Below are 19280 nucleotides of genomic sequence, written 5' to 3' on the forward strand. Positions count from 1 at the left end.
GACAGCTACCATATGCCGTTCGAATGAGTTTTGAGTGCTTCTGGAACCTTGATCGATGACGCTGGGCTCTGACGTTTCCGCCCTGACCACCGCCGCGACGAGCGCCGCGGCCAAAGGGCTGTCGATTGTCGTGCCGGTTTATAACGAGGCGGCGGGGCTTGCCTCGCTGCACCAGCGGATCTGCGATCTCGCCAGGACGCTGCGGGACCGCTATCGCCTCGCCTGCGAGGTCGTCTATGTCGACGATGGCAGCGCGGATTCGACGCTTGCGATCGCCCGCGCCCTGCCGGCCGATGCGATCGACGTGCAGGTGGTGTCGCTGTCGCGCAATTTCGGCAAGGAGGCGGCGCTGATGGCCGGCCTCGACCATGCAAGGCGCGGCGCCGTGATGTTCATGGACGGCGACGGCCAGCACCCGCCCGCGCTGGTGGAACAGCTCGTCGGACACTGGATCGTTGACGGCTACGACGTCGTCTATACCGCCAAGGCGCATCGCGACAACGAGCCGTTCCTGCGGCGGCTCGCCGTGCACGGCTTCTACGCGCTGATCAATTGGGGCGCGCGGCAGAAGATCCCCGAAGACGCCGGCGACTTCCGCCTGCTCTCGCCGCGCGCGGTCACAGCGCTGCGGCAACTGCCCGAGCGCAACCGCTTCTTCAAGGGGCTGGCGAGCTGGATCGGCTTCCGCCAGATCCGCGTCGACTACGAGCCCGCGGCACGCGCCCATGGCGTGACCACCTTCAATGCGGCGCGGCTGCTCGGCCTCTCGATCGAGGGCCTGACCTCGTTCTCGGTGGCCCCCTTGCGCTTTGCCAGCCTGCTCGGCGTGGTGCTCGCGGGCGTCGCCTTCCTGTTCGGCCTCTCCATCCTCTGGGAGGTCTTCACCACCGGCAAGCAGGTGCCCGGCTATCCCTCGCTCGTGGTCGGCCTGATGACGATCGGCGGCGTGCAGCTCATCATGATCGGCATCGTCGGCGAATATATCGGCAAGATCCTCTCCGAGCTCAAGGCGCGCCCGATCTACTTCGTCGCCGAGCACAGCGAGAAGCATGTCGAGACCGACAAGGCCGACGACGCCTCGAGCCGGACGGCGGCGGAATGAACGAAGCGGCGAAGCCGCGGCGTATCTGGCTCTGCGCCGACGATTACGGAATCAGCGCGGGCGTCAACCGCGCCATCCGCGACCTCATCGAACGCGGCCGTCTCAATGCGACATCGGTGATGATGCCGGGACCGGCAATCGGCCGCGGCGAGATCGACGCGCTGGAAGCGTCCCGGACAAAGAGCCCGCGCTGCGCGATCGGATTGCATGTCACGCTGTCGGCGCCGTTCCGCCCGCTGACAATGCATTTCCGCCCGCTCGAGGGCGACATGTTCCTAGCCTTTCCAAAGCTGCTGCGTGCGGGACTGTTGCGGCGCCTCGACCGCGAGATCATTTACGCAGAGGTCAAGGCGCAGCTTGCGGCGTTCGCGCAGGCGTTCGGACGCGCACCTGATTTCGTCGACGGCCATCAGCACGTGCAGCTCTATCCGCAGGTGCGCGACGCCTTCGTCGCCGCTGTCCGCGAGGCCGCGCCAAAAGCCTGGGTGCGGCAGGGCGGCCGCGAGCAGCCCTTGATGCAACGGCTCGGCTCGCCGAAAGCGCTGGTGCTGGATGTCCTGAGCGCGCAATTCCGCCGCCGCGCGCGGCAGGCCGGGCTCGCCTTCAATCCTGCCTTCGCCGGCGCCTATGACTTCACGCGGGACGAGGCCGATTTCGGCAAGCTGATGGGCGAATTCATCGCGGGCCTGCCGGAGGGGGGGCTCGTGATGTGCCATCCCGGCTTCGTCGACGAGACGTTGCGGAGCCTCGATCCAATGACCGATGTCCGCGAGCGCGAGCATAGATACCTCGCAAGCGAGGCTTTCCCTCGGCTACTGGCGGCGAACAACGTGACATTGGCATGAAACCGCTCGCCGCAAGGGACCGGTCAGCTTGTCGCATACGGAAATTTAATCCGCGCCCCACTGTTGGCGCCACAATGGAACCCTACATCTTCGGCGCGCTTGGTTCGCGCAAGGGAGATCGATCATGACGCCGCAAGAACGCCAGCTCGTCGACGAGCTTTTCGACCGGCTTTCCAAGCTTGAGACTGCACCGCGCGATCCGAACGCGATCGCCGCCATCAATGACGGCCTGAACAAGGCCCCCAACGCCATGTATGCGCTGGTGCAAACCGTGCTGTTGCAGGACGAGGCGCTGAAGCGCGCCAATGCCCGCATCCAGGAACTGGAGGCCGCACATGCGCCGGAGCCGGCGCAGTCCGGCGGTTTCCTTGATTCCATGCGCGATACCCTGTTCGGCGGCAGCCAATCGCGCGGCTCGGTTCCGAACGTGCCGCAGCGCGAGCAGCGGCCGGTCTGGAACTCCGGCCAGGCGATGCAGCAGGCGCAGCCGCCCGGCTACGGCCAGCCACCTTACGGGCAGCAGCAGGGATACGGCGCTCCGCCCATCGGCGGTGGCGGCGGCTCCTTCCTCGGCACGGCAGCAGCAGCAGCCGCCGGCGTCGTCGGTGGCTCGCTGTTGCTCTCCGGCATCCGCAACATGATGGGCGGGATGGGCGGATCGCATCAGGCTTTTGGCGACACCACGATCATCGAGGAGCGCGGTGGCGGCGGCAGCCCGTGGGGCGGCAGCAGCGACCAATCCGGCGGCTCGCTGGCGCGCGACGCCGGCCTCAACGACATCGGATCCGGTCGCGACCGCGACGAGTCCCGCCAGGGTCTCTTCGACCAGGCGTCGAACGATCAGAACGACGATGATCAGAACGACGACACCGACAACATGGACATGGCCGACGACAGCGATTTCGGCGGCGGCGACGACGGCGGCAGCGACTACGCCTAAGCAACGTCAGCATCAAATGCAAAACGGCCGCCCTTCCGGCGGCCGTTCTCGTTTCGCCGCTCTCGCCGCGTTCACATCACCACAACCCTGGTGCCGACATTGACGCGACCGTAGAGGTCGATGACGTCCTCGTTGCGCATGCGGATGCAGCCGGAGGAGACGTTGGTGCCGATGGTCCAGGGCTCGTTGGAGCCGTGGATGCGGTAGAGCGAAGAGCCCAGATACATCGCGCGCGCGCCGAGCGGATTTTCAGGGCCGCCTTCCATATGCCGCGGCAGGTCGGGACGGCGTGCGATCATTTCCGACGGCGGCGTCCAGTCCGGCCATTCGCGCTTGGCCGTGATCGCCTTCACCCCCGACCAGGTGAAGCCGGGACGGCCGACGCCGATGCCGTAGCGCAGCGCCCTGCCATTGCCCTCGACCAGATAGAGGAACTTGTTGGGCGTATCGACGACGATGGTGCCGGCGCCTTCCTTGCCCTCGTACGCGACGAGCTGCTTCTCGAACCTCGGATCAAAGGGTCGCGAGCGCGGATCGGCGGCCTCCTGCTGCGGCACGGCGCCCTGCATCTGCGGCTCGGCCATCGGCGGCAAACGGCGCTGGTCGTAATAGGCCGGCTGCTGCTGATATGTCGGCTGCTGCTGCGGATAATAACGCTGGCCGCGCTCCTCGCCGCCGAACAGGAATTCGATGAAGCCGCCGCCCATGTTGGCATTGGAGGCGACGCGCACCGGCTGCGGCGGAACCTGCGGCGCGTAGAGCACGGCGGGCGGATCGGATGGCACGGTGTTGTCGAAGGCGGCGGCGCGGTCGATCCCGGCAACAAAGGTGCATGCGCTGCCGAGCAGCGCGACAGACATTTTCTTGAACATCGACGTACTCTGTACTGTTTCGTCTGGTGCGTTCATCGCGACGGGCGCGGACTGCCCTTCGCGATGCGGCCCACTTAAAATCAAAAGCCGTTTGGTTTGGTAAACGGAAACCGCGTTTTGATTCACCACGTCGCGAACGGCTGCGGCTTTTGTCCGCTAGCGTTTATTTTCGGTGAACGGCTGATACGCATGGTTAATCGCCGGTGAGCGTGCAAATTGCGCGCGATCGCAAAGCAGTTCCCGCCGTGAACGTCGTGTTAAATCCCTTCTGTCTACAAAGACCGCGTGAGTGAGGTGGGGGGAGTTCCAATATGGCTGTTCACCGCAAACGTTTTCGCGCCGAGGAAGCAATCGTCGGCGAGATGCCTATTCCCGAGATGATTGACGAGACTGCTCCGATGCACAGCGAGATCATGGCCGAGCTGCGCGCGATCCGCGCCCAGATGGCGCGCAACAGCCACGCAGCGAACGCCGCGCCGCCCTCGACCGACGCCGTCGTCGCGCAGGAAGTCGCTGACACGCGCGCGATGCTGGAGACTTACCGCGCCCAGATCGAGCAGTGCGAGAAGCTGAAGGTCGAGCTCGACCTGATCCATGATGCCATCAACCGCACCAAGCGCGAGATCGCAACGCTGCACGGCAAGAGCTTCGACGGCGGCGAAATGGCCAAGGTCAATGGCGAGCTCGGCGCGGTGGTCGGCGGCACCGAGCAGGCCACCCAGCAGATCCTCGAGGCGGCCGAGTCGATCGACCAGGCGGCGAGCGCGCTCGCCAAGGTGGATTCGATCGACCAGCAGAAGCGACTTTCCGACGACATCCAGGAACGCGTCATCTCGATCTTTGAGGCCTGCAACTTCCAGGACCTGACCGGTCAGCGCATCAGCAAGGTGATGGGCACGATGAAATTCATCGAGCAGCACATCAATGCGATGATGGAGATCTGGGGCGGCGTCGACGCGATCAAGGCCCACGCGGCGCCGATCGTCGACACCCGCGACGAAGACTCCAAGCTCCTCAACGGCCCGAAGCTCGCCGGCGATGTCGGCCACGCCTCGCAGGACGACATCGACGCCCTGTTCGACTGAGCGGGCGGGACAAAGGGAAAAGCAAAACGCCGGCGAGAGCCGGCGTTTTTGTTTTTTGGTCTATGACGTCATTCCGGGGCGGCTCGATAGAGCCGAACCCGGAATCCAGAGGTTTAAGGCAAGGAGCTCACCATATCGAGATTCCGGGTTCGCGCTTCGCGCGCCCCGGAATGACGGAGAGAAAATCACGCCCGCGGCGCGCAGCGGACGTAGACCATGTTGCCGTAGCGGGTGGAGGCGTCCTTGTCGATGAAGCGGGTGACCATGACGCGGCCGTCGAAGGAGACGATCTCGCGGTCCTGCTCGCCGGGGGTCGGGCCGGACGGTCCGATGTAGTTCTTGCCGCTCGGTGAGCCCTTCAGCCGCAGCTCCTGCGGCGTCGCCTGGTCGGCCAGGTGCATGATCACGCCGCCGCTGGAGCCGGCGCCGATCACATAGGGGTTCTTGCACTGCGCGCGGGCAGCAGCTTCGGTGCGGGCACGGTCGGCCGGGTTCTGGAACGAGGCAAGGCCCCAGCGGCCGACGATCTCGTCGGCGCGGATCGAGGCCGGCATTTCCGGCCCGGTGCCGGGCTCGGCCTCCGGCGGCGGCGAGGACGACGAGAACGACGGCAGGCTCATGCCGCCGCCACATGCACCCAGCAGCAGCGCCAAGGCTGCGGCGGCGCCCAGATTGGCAACCGTCCGCGCGTGAGCTGAACTGATCATGGCATTCCCCCGAGCAAAGCGCCCCCCAAACACGAGCCTGGCAGCCCCCTCCTGCAGCCAAGCGCAAAACCGCTGTCGGGGCAATGACGTCGTGGACGACGCCAGCGTCCCCAATTCGTTTCGATCGTCAACATCCTATATCCGTCTCACCAATGGCTTAACCACCTTTGCTTGACAGGATCGCGGCCAAGCCATATTTCCGGGCGCACTATTAGCACTCGGTAAGCCCGATTGCTAAGGCGCGCCGTTCGATCCTGACAGAGGTCGGACGGGGGCGCAGGCCCCTCACCTACTTCCGCTGCTTCCGAAGCGAGCTTCCAAAGGGAAACGTCATGGCTAAGTCCAAATTTCGTCCGCTGCATGACCGTGTCGTGGTCAAACGTATCGATGCCGAGGAAAAGACCAAGGGCGGCATCATCATTCCCGACACCGCCAAGGAGAAGCCGTCCCAGGGTGAAATCGTCGCCGTTGGCCCCGGCGGCCGCGACGAGGCGGGCAAGCTGATCCCGATCGACCTCAAGGTCGGCGACCGCGTGCTGTTTGGCAAGTGGTCGGGCACCGAGGTCAAGATCGACAATGAAGATCTCCTGATCATGAAGGAGTCGGACATCATGGGCGTCCTGGCCTAAGGCCGACCGCCTGAACCGCCGCTGAATATCGTGCCCGGATCGAAGATCCGGGCATCGTTCATGATCTCGCGACGGATTGCCGAGCCTTGCCCGGCGATGATCGGCGAGCACATCACCAAACATCAAGGATTGCAGAAATGGCTGCCAAAGACGTCAAGTTTTCCGGAGACGCGCGCGATCGCATGCTGCGCGGCGTCGACATTCTCGCCAACGCCGTCAAGGTGACGCTCGGCCCGAAGGGCCGCAACGTCGTCATCGAGAAGAGCTTCGGCGCGCCCCGCATCACCAAGGACGGCGTCACCGTCGCCAAGGAGATCGAGCTCGAGGACAAGTTCGAGAACATGGGCGCCCAGATGGTCCGTGAGGTCGCCTCCAAGACCAACGACCTCGCCGGCGACGGCACCACCACCGCGACCGTGCTGGCCCAGGCCATCGTGCGCGAAGGCGCCAAGGCAGTTGCCGCCGGCATGAACCCGATGGACCTCAAGCGCGGCATCGACACCGCGGTCCAGGCCGTGATCAAGGACATCGAGAAGCGCGCCAAGCCGGTCGCCGCCTCCTCCGAGGTCGCCCAGGTCGGCACCATCTCTGCCAATGGCGATGCCGCCATCGGCAAGATGATCGCGCAGGCGATGCAGAAGGTCGGCAACGAGGGCGTCATCACCGTCGAGGAGAACAAGTCGCTCGACACCGAAGTCGACATCGTCGAGGGCATGAAGTTCGACCGCGGCTATCTGTCGCCCTATTTCGTCACCAACGCCGAGAAGATGACCGCCGAGCTCGAGGACGCCTACATCCTCCTGCACGAGAAGAAGCTGTCCGGCCTGCAGGCCATGCTGCCGGTGCTGGAAGCCGTGGTGCAGTCCGGCAAGCCGCTCGTCATCGTCGCGGAGGACGTCGAGGGTGAGGCGCTGGCCACCCTGGTCGTCAACCGCCTGCGTGGCGGTCTCAAGGTCGCTGCCGTCAAGGCGCCGGGCTTCGGCGATCGCCGCAAGGCCATGCTCGAGGACCTCGCGATCCTCACCGGCGGTCAGCTCATCTCCGAAGAGCTCGGCATCAAGCTCGAGAACGTCACGGTGAAGATGCTGGGACGTGCCGGCAAGGTCGTGATCGACAAGGAGAACACCACGATCGTCAAGGGCGCCGGCAAGAAGCCGGACATCGAGGCTCGCGTCGGCCAGATCAAGGCCCAGATCGAGGAGACCACCTCAGACTACGACCGTGAGAAGCTCCAGGAGCGTCTGGCCAAGCTCGCCGGCGGCGTCGCGGTGATCCGCGTCGGCGGCGCGACCGAGATCGAGGTCAAGGAGAAGAAGGACCGCGTCGAGGACGCGCTCAACGCCACCCGCGCAGCCGTGCAGGAAGGCATCGTCCCCGGCGGCGGCGTCGCGCTGCTCCGCGCCAAGAAGGCGGTCGGCCGTCTCACCAACGCCAATCCCGACGTCCAGGCCGGCATCAACATCGTGCTGAAGGCGCTGGAAGCTCCGGTCCGCCAGATCTCCGAGAACGCGGGCCTCGAAGGCTCCATCGTCGTCGGCAAGATCCTGGAGAACAAGTCCGAGACCTTCGGCTTCGACGCCCAGACCGAGCAGTATGTCGACATGGTCGAGAAGGGCATCATCGACCCGGCCAAGGTGGTGCGCACCGCGCTTCAGGACGCCTCCTCGGTGGCCGGCCTGCTGGTGACCACCGAAGCCATGGTCGCCGAGCTGCCGAAGAAGGAAGCAGCGCCGGCGATGCCGGCCGGCGGCGGCGGCATGGGCTTCTGAGCCCGCCTGCAACCAGCCAAAATCACGCGAAGGCCGCCTCCGGGCGGCCTTCTTTTTTGCCGACCATGCCCGGCGCTTTCCGATTCAACCGCCGGCCAAAACCCACTACGGTGGCGCCGATTCTGTTCCTCCGAGGATCTCGTCGATGCGCGCGCTTTCGTTCTACTCGATAGGCCTTTTCGCGATTTTGGTTGCGGTTGCGCCTGACGTCGCCTCCGCCCAGATGAAGCTATCGCCAAAGGCCGCAGCGCCCGGCGGAACCGAGACGCGCTATTTCACCTCGATCGACGGGCTGATGGATGGCAATGCCGATGTCATCCTGAAGGAGACCCGCCAGGGCAAGACGGTCACCTCAGCCGTGCTCGACGTCTGCTATCCGGCTGCGAAGAATTCCGACCGCAAGGACCGCTTCGTCGTCAACCTCACGGTCGCCGGCCAGCTGCTGTCGGGCACGACGCAGAGCCTCGGCGACAAGTCGCCGGTCACCGTCAAGCTGACGCGCAAGCCGACCAGCGACACCTTCGAATTCCGCGGCCAGATCTCGATCGGCGGCAACGTGACCGAGGTCGCCTCCCCCGACAATTCCGACCTCAGCGAGAAGGAGTTTCTGGACAACCAGACCTCGGACGACGGCATCACGCCGCAGCCGAAGGATTTCACCGAGGTCTCGCCGGAGGCGATCGCGGTCAAGGTCAAGTTAGAGGCGGCAACCGATTTCCTGAAAAGCCTGAAGGGCCAGGATGTCGAGGTGACGCTGGCAAGTCTGTCGGTCGGCTGCGACGCGCTACGCGCCGGCGAGCAGACCATCAACATGTCGGTCGACCCGGAGCGGGCAGCTGCGCTGCTCGCCAAGTTCAAGGCGATGCCGGGCGTCACCGCGGCGGGCTGGACCGCCGGCATGATGGAGATGGATCGGACCATCCGCTTCTCCGCCGCCGACTGGCGCGACGGCGACAAGATCAGCCGGGACCGGCTCGCCGGCACCGTCGCGAACGTGCTGGCGCGGACGCTGGCGGCGAAAACCGTCTCGCAGAGCTTCAACCCCGTCACCGGCAAGCTCAAGGTCCTCTTGAAGCGGCCGAACCAGGATTTCCCGGCGCTCGAGCTCACCGACACGATCGAGGTCGCTGGCCTCGTCTCGACCGACAAGCCCGGCAGCAGCGACCGTCTCCTGCTCTGGGTCGGCAGCCCCGCCATCACCACGGCCGACGAGAGCACCGGCGCCAAGCTCAATCTGTCGGATGAAGCGAGCACCGATGAAGAGGGCGATCAGACCGACGACAACGGCGCGATCGAGGCACTGACGAAGGAGTTGAAGGGGCAGCGCTGGGACGCCGACAAGTCGGTGTGGAAATAAGCCGCGCGGCCTCAGTGGTTCTCTTGATCGTTAAGATTCGATTCAGTTTGAGCGGCCATCATCGGGTAGCCGAACGTGGGTCGCATCATGCAAGACCACGAGCCGAGTACCCTTGGAAACATCTGGTTGGGGAATGTGGCTGGCGGCCGGTTGCCGAGGCAGCCGGTCAGGCTGCGCGATTTCCTAAGCCATGATCGCGAAGACGTGCTGGTGCTCCGGGACCCCTATGGTGTTCGAGCGCGCAACTTTCTGCTGTTCACGATTGCGCTGACGGCAAGCTTTGGACTGGGATGGGCCGGGGGCCTGAATTGGCCTGAGTTGGCAAGCATGATCAGCCTCAGTCCTATCGCCCAGAAACAAGCAGCTTCATCGCAAACGTCTGAAACGAAATCCGCCGGCAAGGCCGAAGGCGCTCGAAAGGCCGCATCTCACTCGGATCCGCAAACAGCGGCACCCGCCTTTGTCGGCAGCATTCCCAAGCCGTCCGCCACATCGCCCGCCCGCTTGCCTGCTGGCGTGGCCTCTCAGGCGAATACGAGCTTCTCCGGGCCAGCAGTCGCCATGAGGCAGCCTCTGGCGCCGGCCCCGGAGACGAGACCGACAACCATTCCCGGGTGGACCGTTGTCGACGTTCGGGACGGAACTGCCGTTCTCGACGGCCCCGACGGAATTCGGATGGCCGCACGCGGCGACATCATTCCCGGACTTGGGCGAATAGACTCCATCGTGCGCTGGGGCAGCCGCTGGATCGTTGCCACAGCCAACGGGTTGATCGCGACGCCGTAACCGCCAAAAGCACGGAGCCGGTCGCACCGGCTGCCGCGAGGCTCAATTCCCGTTCATCCGGAAGCGCAGCGGCTTCGGGCCGATCAGCGTGAGAAATTCACCCTGGCGCTTCCAGGTCTCGACGCTGGCGAGCGACGCGACGAGGTCGTCATCGGCCTGGGCCTTGGCCGGCGGGCAGGAACGGTCCTGGATCTGGCCGGGGACGAAGATCACGGTGTTGCCGGCGACCGAGAACTGGCCCTTGCCGCCCTTGCACCAGAGCTCCAGCACCACCTCGCCATTGTCTCCGATCTCGATGTTGGGAATGCGCTTCGAGCCGGGCTGCGGCAAGGCTTCGAGCGTCATCTCGGTCCCGAAGGGAAAGCCGTCCTCGGCATGGGCTGCGCCCGCCATCAGCACCACCGCGGCAGCCGCGCGCACCATCTGCTTGACCGAAACCATGTGACCTCTCGACGTCCTTGAACCGCCGCACCTTCTATAAGACCGCGACGACGTTGAGAAGGTTCGCCAGGCACGCAAAATCCCCGCGGGATCGCTCCCGCGGGGATTTTCGTTGCAGTGAGATGCGTCGCGCTACTTCAGCACCAGGGCCGTGAACGGCCAGACATAGGCCTGGAGCGTCACGAGCACGCCGACCAAGCAGGCCAGCACGATCGAGTGCCAGAACACGAAGCGCAGGATCGTGCCCTCATGGCCGTACCACCGCGTGGCGGTGGAGGCGACCACGATCGATTGCGCGTCGATCATCTTGCCCATCACGCCGCCAGAGGAGTTCGCCGCCGCCATCAGGATAGGCGACAGTCCGAGCTGCTGGGACGTGATCTTCTGGAGGTTGCCGAACAGGATGTTCGATGACGTGTCCGATCCCGTCAGCGCCACGCCCAACCAGCCGAGCAAGGTGCCGAAGAAGGGATAGAGCACGCCGGTTGCCGCAAAGGCGAGACCGAGCGTCGCGTCCACACCGGAGAGCCGGGTGAGCGTGCCGATCGCGAGCATCGCCGAGATCGTGATCAGCGAGATCGCGCAGAGCCGGATCGTGCGGCCATATTCGGCCAGCAGCCGGCCCGGCCCGACCCCCATCAGGAAGCCGGAGATGATCGCCGCGATCAGCATACCCGTACCGGTGAACGACAGATAGGTGAAGCCGAACACCGCGCCTTCCGGCGTCGGCTTCGCCGCCACGGGCGGCATCTTGTTGATCATCTGGTGCAGTTCGGGAACGGCGTAGTTCCAGGTGAAGATCGAGTTCGCCCAGCTCTTGAACGCACCGTTGCCCCAGATCAGCATCACGATGCAGACGATGATCCACGGCAACAGCGCGCTCCACAATTCGGCTTGCGTAAGCGGGGTTTTGTCGAGCGGCCTCGTCGCGGCCATGGTGGCAGCCGATTCGTCGCGACCGCGCAGCGCCGGCGACAGCCAGAGCTGCCTCGGCTGCCAGATCCTCAGGAACAGGATCAGGCAGCCCATCGAGACGAGCGAGGCGCCGATGTCGACGATCCACGGATTGATGTAGTTGGAAATGACGAATTGCGGGATCGCGAACGATACGCCGGTGACGAGGATCGCCGGCCAGACGTCCTTCATGCCCTTCCAGCCCGCGAACGCCCACACCACCCAGAAGGGCACGATGAGGGAGAAGAACGGCAATTGCCGTCCGACCATCGCGCCCAGGAGGTAGGGATCAAGCCCAGTGACCGAAGCGAGCCCCTGGATCGGAGTGCCGAGCGCGCCATAGGCGACCGGCGCGGTGTTGGCGATCAGCGACAGGCCGGACGCCGCGAGCGGCGAGAAGCCGAGCCCGATCAGCACCGAGCCCGTGATGGCGACCGGCGTTCCGAAACCGGAGGCGCCTTCGAAGAATGCTCCGAAGGAGAATGCTACCAGAAGCAGTTGCAGGCGCCGGTCCTCGGTGACGCCGCCGACCGCACGTTTCAACAGCTCGAAGCGGCCGGTCACCACCGTGACCTGGTAGAGGAACATGACGTTGAGAACGATCCAGCCGATCGGGAAGAAGCCGGTGACGATGCCGAGCACCGAGGCGCGGATCGACATGTTCGCCGGCATGGTGAAGACGACGATCGTGATCAGGTTGGTGATGATCACCGCGATCACGGCCGCGATGTGCGCCTTGACGCGGCCGCTGGCGATCAGGATCAGCAGCGTGACGACGGGTACCGCCGCAGCGATGGTCGACAGCACCACGTTATTGAGTGGGTCATAGATTTGATTCCACATGCTATTCCTCCCCCACGCGTTGGTGCGGCAGGGCGGCCAGCGTGGACAGCCGAACCTGCTTGACGTGGGTCGCGATAGTCCTTGAGCCTGAAGCGGTCATGTCGCGAAATGCGGCGGTTCCCACCCGCTCACAAGCTCGCGAAGTCCCGGAGGCCCCCCACCCCGCGCCGTTGTGCCCATGCTAGGGTCGCCGGCCCGGACAAGGCAAATCGCCGGATTTGCAACTTTAGTCTAAGCGCGCTTATTTGCGCCATTGCATCAGGCGTTTGCGCCTACCCCGCAGGAGATCCCGATCTGTGAAGAACATCCGCGCCACGCTCGCGACCGTTTGGCGAATCGCCATGCCCTATTTCCGGTCCGAAGACAAATGGGCCGGCCGCGGCCTACTCGCTGTCGTCATAGCGATGGAGCTGGCGCTCGTCGCGATCAATGTCCTCATCAATCAGTGGCAGAACCGGTTCTACAGCGCGCTCCAGGCCTACGATCTGGATGAGTTCGTCAGGGAGGTCTGGATCTTCCTTGGTCTTGCTTTCACCTACGTCGCGCTGGCCGTCTACAAGCTCTACCTGAACCAGTGGCTGCAGATCCGCTGGCGGCAGTGGCTGACGCAGCACTATCTCGGCGAATGGCTCGACGGCGCCGTGCATTATCGCATGCAGCTCAAGGGCGATGCTGCCGACAACCCGGACCAGCGCATCACTGATGACGTCAAGAATTTCGTCGAGCAGACGCTGGGCATCGGCCTGCAGTTACTGTCGTCGATCGTGACGCTGGCCTCGTTCATCGTCATCCTCTGGGGCTTGTCCAACAAGGCGCCGCTGCACATTTACGGCACCGATATCGTCATCCCCGGTTTTCTGGTCTGGTGCGCGGTGGCTTACGCGATCCTGGGCACGGGACTGGCGCACTGGATCGGCGTGCCACTCGTCAACCTCAATTTCGAGCAGCAGCGCTTCGAGGCCGATTTCCGCTTCAACCTCGTCCGCGTTCGCGAGAATTCCGAGCAGATCGCGCTGCTGAAAGGCGAAGGCGCCGAGCGCGGCCACCTTTTGCGCCGCTTCGGTTTCGTCATCGCCAACTGGTACGCGATCATGAGCCGGACCAAGCGTCTCACCATGTTCACGGCGAGCTTTGGGCAGGCCGCGGTGATCTTCCCCTATGTGGTGGTGGCGCCGGCCTTTTTCGCCAAGCGGATCCAGCTCGGCGACATGATGCAGACCGGCTCGGCGTTCGGCAGCGTGCAGGATGCGCTGTCGTTCTTCGTGACGACGTACCGCCAACTCGCCGAATGGCGCGCGGTGGTCGCCCGTCTCGACGGTTTCGAGATGTCGGTCAGCTCGGCCGCCAACCTCCCCGCGCACGAGCCGACCATCGGCGTCACGTCGTCCGCGGGCAGCGAGGCCATCGCGCTCGAGCAGCTGCTGGTGAAGCTTCCCAACGGCAAGCCGCTGGTCGCAGCCAACGCCTTTGCGATCCAGCACCCCGAGCGCGTGCTGGTGACCGGCCCGTCGGGCTCGGGCAAGTCGACGCTGTTCCGCGCCATCGCCGGGATCTGGCCGTTCGGCACCGGCAAGATCGCCATCCCTGGGAAGTCCAGCCTGATGATGCTGCCGCAGCGACCGTATTTCCCGATTGGCCCGCTCGGCGACGCCGTGATCTACCCGGCCGAGCACGGCACGATCGCGCCCGACAAGATCAAGGAGGCGCTGAGAGCGGTCGGCATGCCGAGGCTTGCCGAGCAGCTCGACGAGGAAGCGCACTGGAACAGGACGCTGTCGCTCGGCGAGCAACAGCGCCTAGGGGTGGCGCGGGCGCTGCTGCATGCGCCGGACTATCTGTTCCTCGATGAGGCGACCGCCTCGCTCGACGAGCCGTCCGAGGCCCTGCTCTACCGGCTCATGGAGGAGAAGCTGCCGTCGACCACGATCGTGTCGATTGGCCACCGCTCGACGCTGGATGCCTTCCACACCCGCAATGTCAGGCTGGTCCCGGACGGCGAGATCCACGTACTCGGCGGTGTCGGCGCAGCGGCCCGGGCGGAGCCGAGCGAAGCGCGCTGAATGCTTCCGCGATGGTGTGCGCCCCCTCTCCCGCTTGCGGGGCGGGGCAGGACAGAACATCCGTCATCCCGGGGCGCGCGTCAGCGCGAGCCCGGGACCCATAGCCACAGGGCGCAGCTTGGCGAAGAATCGTAACCACCATCTCGCGCCACAATCTCTCCCTGGGGTCATGGGTCCCGGCCTTCGCCGGGACGACACCGAACTTTGTTGAAGCGGCGATAGCCCGTCTCTCCCAGCGCGTTGGTCTCCCCCCAAAACAAAAGGGCGGCAGGTTGCCCTGCCGCCCCTTCAGTCAGTCTCGGGATGAAACTTACTTCAGGTTCGTCATCGCCGTCAGGTCGAACGACAGCTTGGCGATACCGGCCGCGCCGCACCAGTTGGAGCCGACGCCCGACGGGTTGATCGGGGTCACGAAGGTACCGGAGGAGGCGGTGATGTTGCCGCGGGCCGACCAGTCGCTGGTGAAGGCGTTACAGTCACCCTTGGAGAGGTTGGTGTCGGAGTAGCGCAGGTCCAGCGTGAACACCTTGTAGGTGAAGCCGATACCGACGTTCCAGGTGTTGTAGTCGGCATATTTGATGCCGTTCGGGAATGCAGCCGTGCCGTAGAAGCTGTCGGAGGTGCCAAGCCACTGACGGCCGAACTCACCCGACACGTACATGCCGACGCCGCTCGAGCCGAAGAGCGTGCTGGGCGCGGTATACTTGCCGGTGATCGAGGCGTAGTTGCCCCACGCGCCCGAGTTCAGGTAGCTCGGGGTGTAGTACTCGGTGAAGCCGAACGCCCAGTTGTCGTTCACCGTGTACGTGCCCTTGCCGTAGACTTCGAAGAAGCTCAGGTCCTTCTTGATGACGTTGGCATTGAGCAGCGCCTTCTCGGCGCACTCGGCGCCCTGGAAGTTGCCGGCGAAGTCGATGCCCGGCGCGCCGAAGTAGCAGGTGCCGCCCGGATACAGGTAACCCCAGACGCCGATGTCCAAGGCGAACGCGCCGAAGGTGGGGCGGATACCGCCGTAGATGTCGACTTCAGCCGCGGCGCGGTTCGGGAAGGAGATGCTCTCGGCCGAGACACCAACGTAGAGCTGGAGGTCCTTGGTGACGTTGTAGCGCGGCTCGAAATAGGCCGTGACCGACGGCTTGTGGTTCGACTGCGTGATGCCGCGGAAGATGTAGTCGCTCATGATGCCGCCGCCGAAGGCGATATCCCAGGGGTCAAAGGCGGGCGGCGGAGGCGCTTTCACAGCCTTCACCGGCATATCTGCCGCCAGAGCCGAACCCGTCACCATTGCCAGCGCCGTTGCCAACAAAGCCAGTTTTTTCATTTCGTTCCCCAATTACCCGTTCTTAAGGCCAGTCCGATCCCGGCGCCCCCCGGGGCATGCGAACCCTGACTGAAAAGCTCTTAACCGCTGCAATCTGGAGTGAGGCCCTCATTCAGTGAAGCAAAAAACACATGCATCTGCCGACTTTTTAGGCGTTATGGCAATTCCGCGAAAGGTTGTCGGGACGTGTTGCATCTTGACAACATTATTTGCATTCCGAGGGCACTCCGGCCCCCGGATTGTTACGGACGTGCAGCAAGGCCGAGCGCGGCGACGCGAATCAGCACACAGCCCAAGAAGAGCCAATGAGGGGAAGCCAATGACGCCTGCGCCCTGATGCAATCAGTCGATGCAAAAAGGCCGCAGCGTCGCCGCCGCGGCCTTCCGGATCGCTGATGATCGCGTGGAGGACGAAGTTGGAGCTAGCCCTGCCCTTCGGCCGAAGCCGACGAGCTGTCGCCGCTGGACGGGGTCGCCCAGCTCGCCTCCGGTGCGGGCTCGGGAGCGGGAGCTGCCACGGGGGTCGGCGCCGCCTTCCTCGCGCTCTTCTTGGGAGCCGCCTTCTTCGCGGATTTCTTCGCAGCCTTCTTCGGTGCAGCCTTCTTTGCCGACTTCTTCGCTGCCTTCTTGGCGGATTTCTTCGCCGACTTCTTGGCCGACTTCTTCTTGCCGGCCTTCTTCGCGGTCTTCTTCTTCGCCGCTACGGCTTTCTTGGCCTTTTTGGCCTTCTTGCTTTTCTTCTTCTTCGCTTTCGCCATCGTGATCCTCCTGTTGCCGTCGAACAATGTCGATCGGGCCTTCAGTCGTCCACCTCCGGGCGCGGCGCAGTCGGCTAGCTTGATTCGACTAGTTCAATGCCGGCTGCGCTCCGCCCGTCGCCCAATCGAGAAGCTCAATCGTGTGCACGACCGGCACTGACGTGCCGCTGGCAATCTGCACCATGCAGCCGATATTGCCTGCGGCAATCATGTCCGGCTTGACGCTCGCGATGTTGGCGACCTTGCGATCGCGCAACCTGCCCGCAAGGTCGGGCTGGAGAATGTTGTAGGTCCCCGCCGAACCGCAACACAAATGGCTCTCGGGGATATCTTTCACCACGAATCCGTTCTTGGAAAGCAATTCTTTCGGAAGCCCAGTGATTTTCTGCCCGTGCTGCAGTGAACAAGCCGAATGATAGGCGACGACGATGTCGTCGTGTCGCCTCAACGGCTGCAGCGAGAGGCCCGCGACATACTCCGTGATGTCCTTGGCGAGTGCGGAAACGTTGGCCGCATCGCTCGCGAAGTCGCGGTCCTCGCGCAGGAGATAGCCGTAGTCCTTGATCACCGTGCCGCAGCCGGACGTCGTCACCAGGATGGCATCGAGACCATCCTTTGCCGCCTCGCGACGCCAGGCCGCGACGTTCGCCCGCGCCCGCGCGAGCGCATCGTCGTCACGGCCGAGGTGATGGGTCAGGGCGCCGCAGCATTGCTCGTCCCGGACCAACACGACCTCGATGCCGTGGCGGGTCAAAAGGTTGATGGCGGCCTGGTTGATCCGCGGTGCCAGCACCTGCTGGGCGCAGCCCTGGAGCAGCGCGACCCGCCCCCGCCGCTTGCCGAGCGCCGCAAAGACGCTGCCCGCGGCCGGCCCTGGAGCCGGCAACCGGTCTGGCGCGAGCGCCAGCATCGCCTTGATCCGCTGCGTGAGGCCGGGGGTGGCCGACGGCCGCGGCGTCGGCAGCAAAGCCGCCAGCGGCCGGGCAAGCCGCGCCAGCGACATGCTGATGCGAAAGCGCCGCGGGTCGGGCAGGACGAACGCCAGCACGGTGCGCAGCAACCGCTCGGCAAGCGGCCGCTCGTAACGCTCTTCGATCCGGACCCGGGCCTGGTCGACCAGGTGCATGTAGTTCACCCCGGACGGACACGTGGTCATGCAGGCAAGGCACGACAGGCAGCGGTCGACATGCTTGACGACATCTGATGTCGGCGCCTGGTCCTTCTCCAGCATCTCCTTGATCAGGTAGATGCGGCCGCGCGGGCTATCGAGCTCGTCGCCGAGCAGCACATAGGTCGGACAGGTCGCGGTGCAGAAGCCGCAGTGCACGCAGGCACGCAGGATCTTGTCGGCTTCCGCGATGTCGGGATTAGCGAGCTGGGTGAGCGAAAATTCGGTCTTCATGCCGCGCTCCGCCTCAGCCGCCCGCGATTGAGGATGGTGTTCGGATCGAAGCTGACGCGAACCCGCTCGCTGAGGGCGGCGACACCCGGGGCCTGGGGATGGAACACGTCCACATCCCGCCGCATCTCCTCAGATGCCCGGACCAGCATGGCGTGCCCGCCGACGGCTTCCGCGCGCTGGCGCACGATGGCGGCTTGCGCATCGCCCTTCGGCGGCACGGCCGCCCAGATCAGCCCGCCGCCCCAGTCGTAGATCACGTCGCCGCCGGTTTCCCGCGCGACCTGCCGGCCAACCGCGGCGCCAGAGGCCGGCGGACAGACGATCCGCCACACCGGCCAGGCGCCAAGCGCGCCATCGGCCGCGAACGGCAGCACGTCCCGGATCGCGGTCCACAATGCGGCCGAGGCGGCATCCTCGACGATGGTCGCGGTTCCAAATGGCGCGAGCGCCTCACGCAGCGAGACGGCGCGGTGGGCGGCCGAGGCGGTGATGCCCTCCAGCCGCAGCACGGTGAGCGGCTCGCCTTGAGCGGCGATGTCGCCGAGCCCTTCGGCTCTCTCCCGGAAAGCGGATTTCGGCAGATGCGCCGCGCCCGATACGTCGAAGGGCGAGCCGAGCGCCGCGGTCATGGCCTTGTTGGCGGCTGCATCGTCAAGCCCCCTGAGCAGCAGCGTCCGCTCGCTCTCCGGTTTCGGCATGACCTTCAGCGTCACCTCGGTCATGACCGACAGCGTGCCCCAGGAACCGGCGAGCAGCTTGCAGAGGTCGTAGCCGGTGACGTTCTTCACCACCTTGCCACCGGTCTTGAAACTGTCGCCGAAGCCCGAAACGGCGTGCGCGCCGAGCAGATGGTCGCGCACCGCCCCGACCTTGATGCGACGCGGCCCGGCGAGGCCCGCCGCGATCATGCCGCCGATGGTACCGAGCCCGGGCGTCCCGAGCAGGGGCGCGGTATTCATCGGCTCGAAGGCGAATTGCTGGCTCTTGGCATCGATCAGCGAGAGCACGTCGGCGAGCGGCGCGCCGGCCTGGAGCGTGACGATCAGCTCGTTGGGCTCATAGGAGGTAACCGCGTTCAGCGCGGAGACGTCGAGCACGGCGTTGGTCGCCATCACATGGCCGATGCCGCGCTTGCTGCCATGACCGATGATCTCGAGCGGCTGCTCGTTGGCAATCGCCGCGCGCACCACCTCTTCGACGTCTTTGGCGTCTCTGACCTTGAGCGTATCCACGGGAAGAGGCGGTAGCGAAATTCGCGTCGGAAATCAACGCGGCTGGGGTTTGCCCGCCCCTCATCCTGAGGAGCTTGCGGAGCAAGCGTCTCGAAGGATGAAGGCCGAGTTGCGGCGGCCGGGCCTGCATGGTTCGAGACGACCGCTGCGCGGTCTCCTCACCATGAGGGCTCATTC

The 19280-nt window shown here is 65.0% G+C and carries 17 protein-coding genes; 9 read left to right on the forward strand and 8 right to left on the reverse strand.

Annotated features, from left to right (window positions below):
• Nucleotides 1–55 precede the first annotated feature (55 nt).
• From NLM33_RS21730 to NLM33_RS21740, 3 genes are all read left to right on the forward strand, one after another.
• On the forward strand, nucleotides 56–1102 hold the full coding sequence (locus NLM33_RS21730) for a glycosyltransferase family 2 protein (protein WP_254098543.1): 1047 nt from the start codon (nucleotides 56–58) through the stop codon (nucleotides 1100–1102).
• Nucleotides 1099–1947 (forward strand): ChbG/HpnK family deacetylase, encoded by an 849-nt coding sequence (locus NLM33_RS21735; RefSeq protein ID WP_254098545.1) that lies wholly within the window; start codon nucleotides 1099–1101, stop codon nucleotides 1945–1947. The genes NLM33_RS21730 and NLM33_RS21735 overlap by 4 nt, the downstream gene beginning before the upstream one ends.
• A 124-nt stretch (nucleotides 1948–2071) precedes the next feature.
• On the forward strand, nucleotides 2072–2887 hold the full coding sequence (locus NLM33_RS21740; protein WP_254098547.1) for a DUF2076 domain-containing protein: 816 nt from the start codon (nucleotides 2072–2074) through the stop codon (nucleotides 2885–2887).
• Between the two features lie 71 nt (nucleotides 2888–2958).
• On the opposite strand, the gene NLM33_RS21745 is transcribed toward NLM33_RS21740, so the two are convergent.
• Complete coding sequence (locus NLM33_RS21745) at nucleotides 2959–3759, reverse strand: L,D-transpeptidase (protein WP_254098549.1); 801 nt, start codon at nucleotides 3757–3759, stop codon at nucleotides 2959–2961.
• A gap of 311 nt (nucleotides 3760–4070) precedes the next feature.
• On the opposite strand from NLM33_RS21745, the gene NLM33_RS21750 reads away from it, so the two are divergent.
• On the forward strand, nucleotides 4071–4844 hold the full coding sequence (locus NLM33_RS21750) for a protein phosphatase CheZ (RefSeq protein ID WP_254098551.1): 774 nt from the start codon (nucleotides 4071–4073) through the stop codon (nucleotides 4842–4844).
• A gap of 185 nt (nucleotides 4845–5029) precedes the next feature.
• Here NLM33_RS21750 and NLM33_RS21755 read toward each other — a convergent pair whose 3' ends face one another.
• The gene (locus NLM33_RS21755) at nucleotides 5030–5551 is read right to left on the reverse strand and encodes a hypothetical protein (RefSeq protein WP_254098553.1); all 522 of its coding nucleotides are present in this window, start codon (nucleotides 5549–5551) and stop codon (nucleotides 5030–5032) included.
• Nucleotides 5552–5883: 332 nt separating this feature from the next.
• Between NLM33_RS21755 and groES the strand changes: the two genes are divergently transcribed.
• The 4 genes from groES to NLM33_RS21775 all read left to right on the forward strand — a co-directional run bounded on the left by groES (nucleotide 5884) and on the right by NLM33_RS21775 (nucleotide 10092).
• Nucleotides 5884–6180: a co-chaperone GroES gene (gene groES / locus NLM33_RS21760; RefSeq protein ID WP_027525027.1), complete on the forward strand. Its 297-nt coding sequence runs from the start codon at nucleotides 5884–5886 to the stop codon at nucleotides 6178–6180.
• 137 nt (nucleotides 6181–6317) lie between these two features.
• Entirely contained in the window at nucleotides 6318–7949 is a 1632-nt protein-coding gene (groL, locus tag NLM33_RS21765; protein WP_254098555.1) for a chaperonin GroEL, read from the forward strand.
• Nucleotides 7950–8094: 145 nt separating this feature from the next.
• Nucleotides 8095–9306: a hypothetical protein gene (locus NLM33_RS21770; protein WP_254098557.1), complete on the forward strand. Its 1212-nt coding sequence runs from the start codon at nucleotides 8095–8097 to the stop codon at nucleotides 9304–9306.
• A gap of 87 nt (nucleotides 9307–9393) precedes the next feature.
• Complete coding sequence (locus tag NLM33_RS21775) at nucleotides 9394–10092, forward strand: hypothetical protein (protein WP_254098559.1); 699 nt, start codon at nucleotides 9394–9396, stop codon at nucleotides 10090–10092.
• 42 nt (nucleotides 10093–10134) lie between these two features.
• Here the strand turns inward: NLM33_RS21775 and NLM33_RS21780 are convergent, their stop codons facing one another.
• Together NLM33_RS21780 and NLM33_RS21785 are read right to left on the reverse strand one after the other, a co-directional pair.
• Nucleotides 10135–10533: an META domain-containing protein gene (locus NLM33_RS21780; RefSeq protein WP_254098561.1), complete on the reverse strand. Its 399-nt coding sequence runs from the start codon at nucleotides 10531–10533 to the stop codon at nucleotides 10135–10137.
• 132 nt (nucleotides 10534–10665) lie between these two features.
• Nucleotides 10666–12330, reverse strand: a complete 1665-nt coding sequence (locus NLM33_RS21785) for an L-lactate permease (protein ID WP_254098563.1) — start codon at nucleotides 12328–12330, stop codon at nucleotides 10666–10668.
• Between the two features lie 296 nt (nucleotides 12331–12626).
• Here NLM33_RS21785 and NLM33_RS21790 point away from each other — a divergent pair, with 296 nt between their 5' ends.
• On the forward strand, nucleotides 12627–14390 hold the full coding sequence (locus NLM33_RS21790) for an ABC transporter ATP-binding protein/permease (protein WP_254098565.1): 1764 nt from the start codon (nucleotides 12627–12629) through the stop codon (nucleotides 14388–14390).
• Nucleotides 14391–14700: 310 nt separating this feature from the next.
• Here NLM33_RS21790 and NLM33_RS21795 read toward each other — a convergent pair whose 3' ends face one another.
• From NLM33_RS21795 to NLM33_RS21810, 4 genes are all read right to left on the reverse strand, one after another.
• Entirely contained in the window at nucleotides 14701–15711 is a 1011-nt protein-coding gene (locus tag NLM33_RS21795; protein ID WP_254098567.1) for a TorF family putative porin, read from the reverse strand.
• Between the two features lie 422 nt (nucleotides 15712–16133).
• Nucleotides 16134–16469, reverse strand: a complete 336-nt coding sequence (locus tag NLM33_RS21800) for a hypothetical protein (RefSeq protein WP_254098569.1) — start codon at nucleotides 16467–16469, stop codon at nucleotides 16134–16136.
• An 88-nt stretch (nucleotides 16470–16557) separates the two neighbouring features.
• Complete coding sequence (glcF, locus tag NLM33_RS21805) at nucleotides 16558–17871, reverse strand: glycolate oxidase subunit GlcF (protein WP_254098571.1); 1314 nt, start codon at nucleotides 17869–17871, stop codon at nucleotides 16558–16560.
• Nucleotides 17868–19103 (reverse strand): FAD-binding protein, encoded by a 1236-nt coding sequence (locus NLM33_RS21810; RefSeq protein ID WP_254098573.1) that lies wholly within the window; start codon nucleotides 19101–19103, stop codon nucleotides 17868–17870. Before NLM33_RS21810 ends, glcF begins: the two co-directional genes overlap by 4 nt.
• Nucleotides 19104–19280 lie beyond the last annotated feature (177 nt).

This window comes from Bradyrhizobium sp. CCGUVB1N3, assembly GCF_024199925.1.
Lineage (GTDB): Bacteria > Pseudomonadota > Alphaproteobacteria > Rhizobiales > Xanthobacteraceae > Bradyrhizobium.

Coding starts and splice junctions, on each gene's coding strand:
- NLM33_RS21730 (WP_254098543.1), top strand. CDS start 56: ATGACGCTGGGCTCTGACGTTTCCGCCCTGACCACCGCCGCGACGAGC.
- NLM33_RS21735 (WP_254098545.1), top strand. CDS start 1,099: ATGAACGAAGCGGCGAAGCCGCGGCGTATCTGGCTCTGCGCCGACGAT.
- NLM33_RS21740 (WP_254098547.1), top strand. CDS start 2,072: ATGACGCCGCAAGAACGCCAGCTCGTCGACGAGCTTTTCGACCGGCTT.
- NLM33_RS21745 (WP_254098549.1), bottom strand. CDS start 3,759: ATGTTCAAGAAAATGTCTGTCGCGCTGCTCGGCAGCGCATGCACCTTT.
- NLM33_RS21750 (WP_254098551.1), top strand. CDS start 4,071: ATGGCTGTTCACCGCAAACGTTTTCGCGCCGAGGAAGCAATCGTCGGC.
- NLM33_RS21755 (WP_254098553.1), bottom strand. CDS start 5,551: ATGATCAGTTCAGCTCACGCGCGGACGGTTGCCAATCTGGGCGCCGCC.
- groES (WP_027525027.1), top strand. CDS start 5,884: ATGGCTAAGTCCAAATTTCGTCCGCTGCATGACCGTGTCGTGGTCAAA.
- groL (WP_254098555.1), top strand. CDS start 6,318: ATGGCTGCCAAAGACGTCAAGTTTTCCGGAGACGCGCGCGATCGCATG.
- NLM33_RS21770 (WP_254098557.1), top strand. CDS start 8,095: ATGCGCGCGCTTTCGTTCTACTCGATAGGCCTTTTCGCGATTTTGGTT.
- NLM33_RS21775 (WP_254098559.1), top strand. CDS start 9,394: ATGCAAGACCACGAGCCGAGTACCCTTGGAAACATCTGGTTGGGGAAT.
- NLM33_RS21780 (WP_254098561.1), bottom strand. CDS start 10,533: ATGGTTTCGGTCAAGCAGATGGTGCGCGCGGCTGCCGCGGTGGTGCTG.
- NLM33_RS21785 (WP_254098563.1), bottom strand. CDS start 12,330: ATGTGGAATCAAATCTATGACCCACTCAATAACGTGGTGCTGTCGACC.
- NLM33_RS21795 (WP_254098567.1), bottom strand. CDS start 15,711: ATGAAAAAACTGGCTTTGTTGGCAACGGCGCTGGCAATGGTGACGGGT.
- NLM33_RS21800 (WP_254098569.1), bottom strand. CDS start 16,469: ATGGCGAAAGCGAAGAAGAAGAAAAGCAAGAAGGCCAAAAAGGCCAAG.
- glcF (WP_254098571.1), bottom strand. CDS start 17,871: ATGAAGACCGAATTTTCGCTCACCCAGCTCGCTAATCCCGACATCGCG.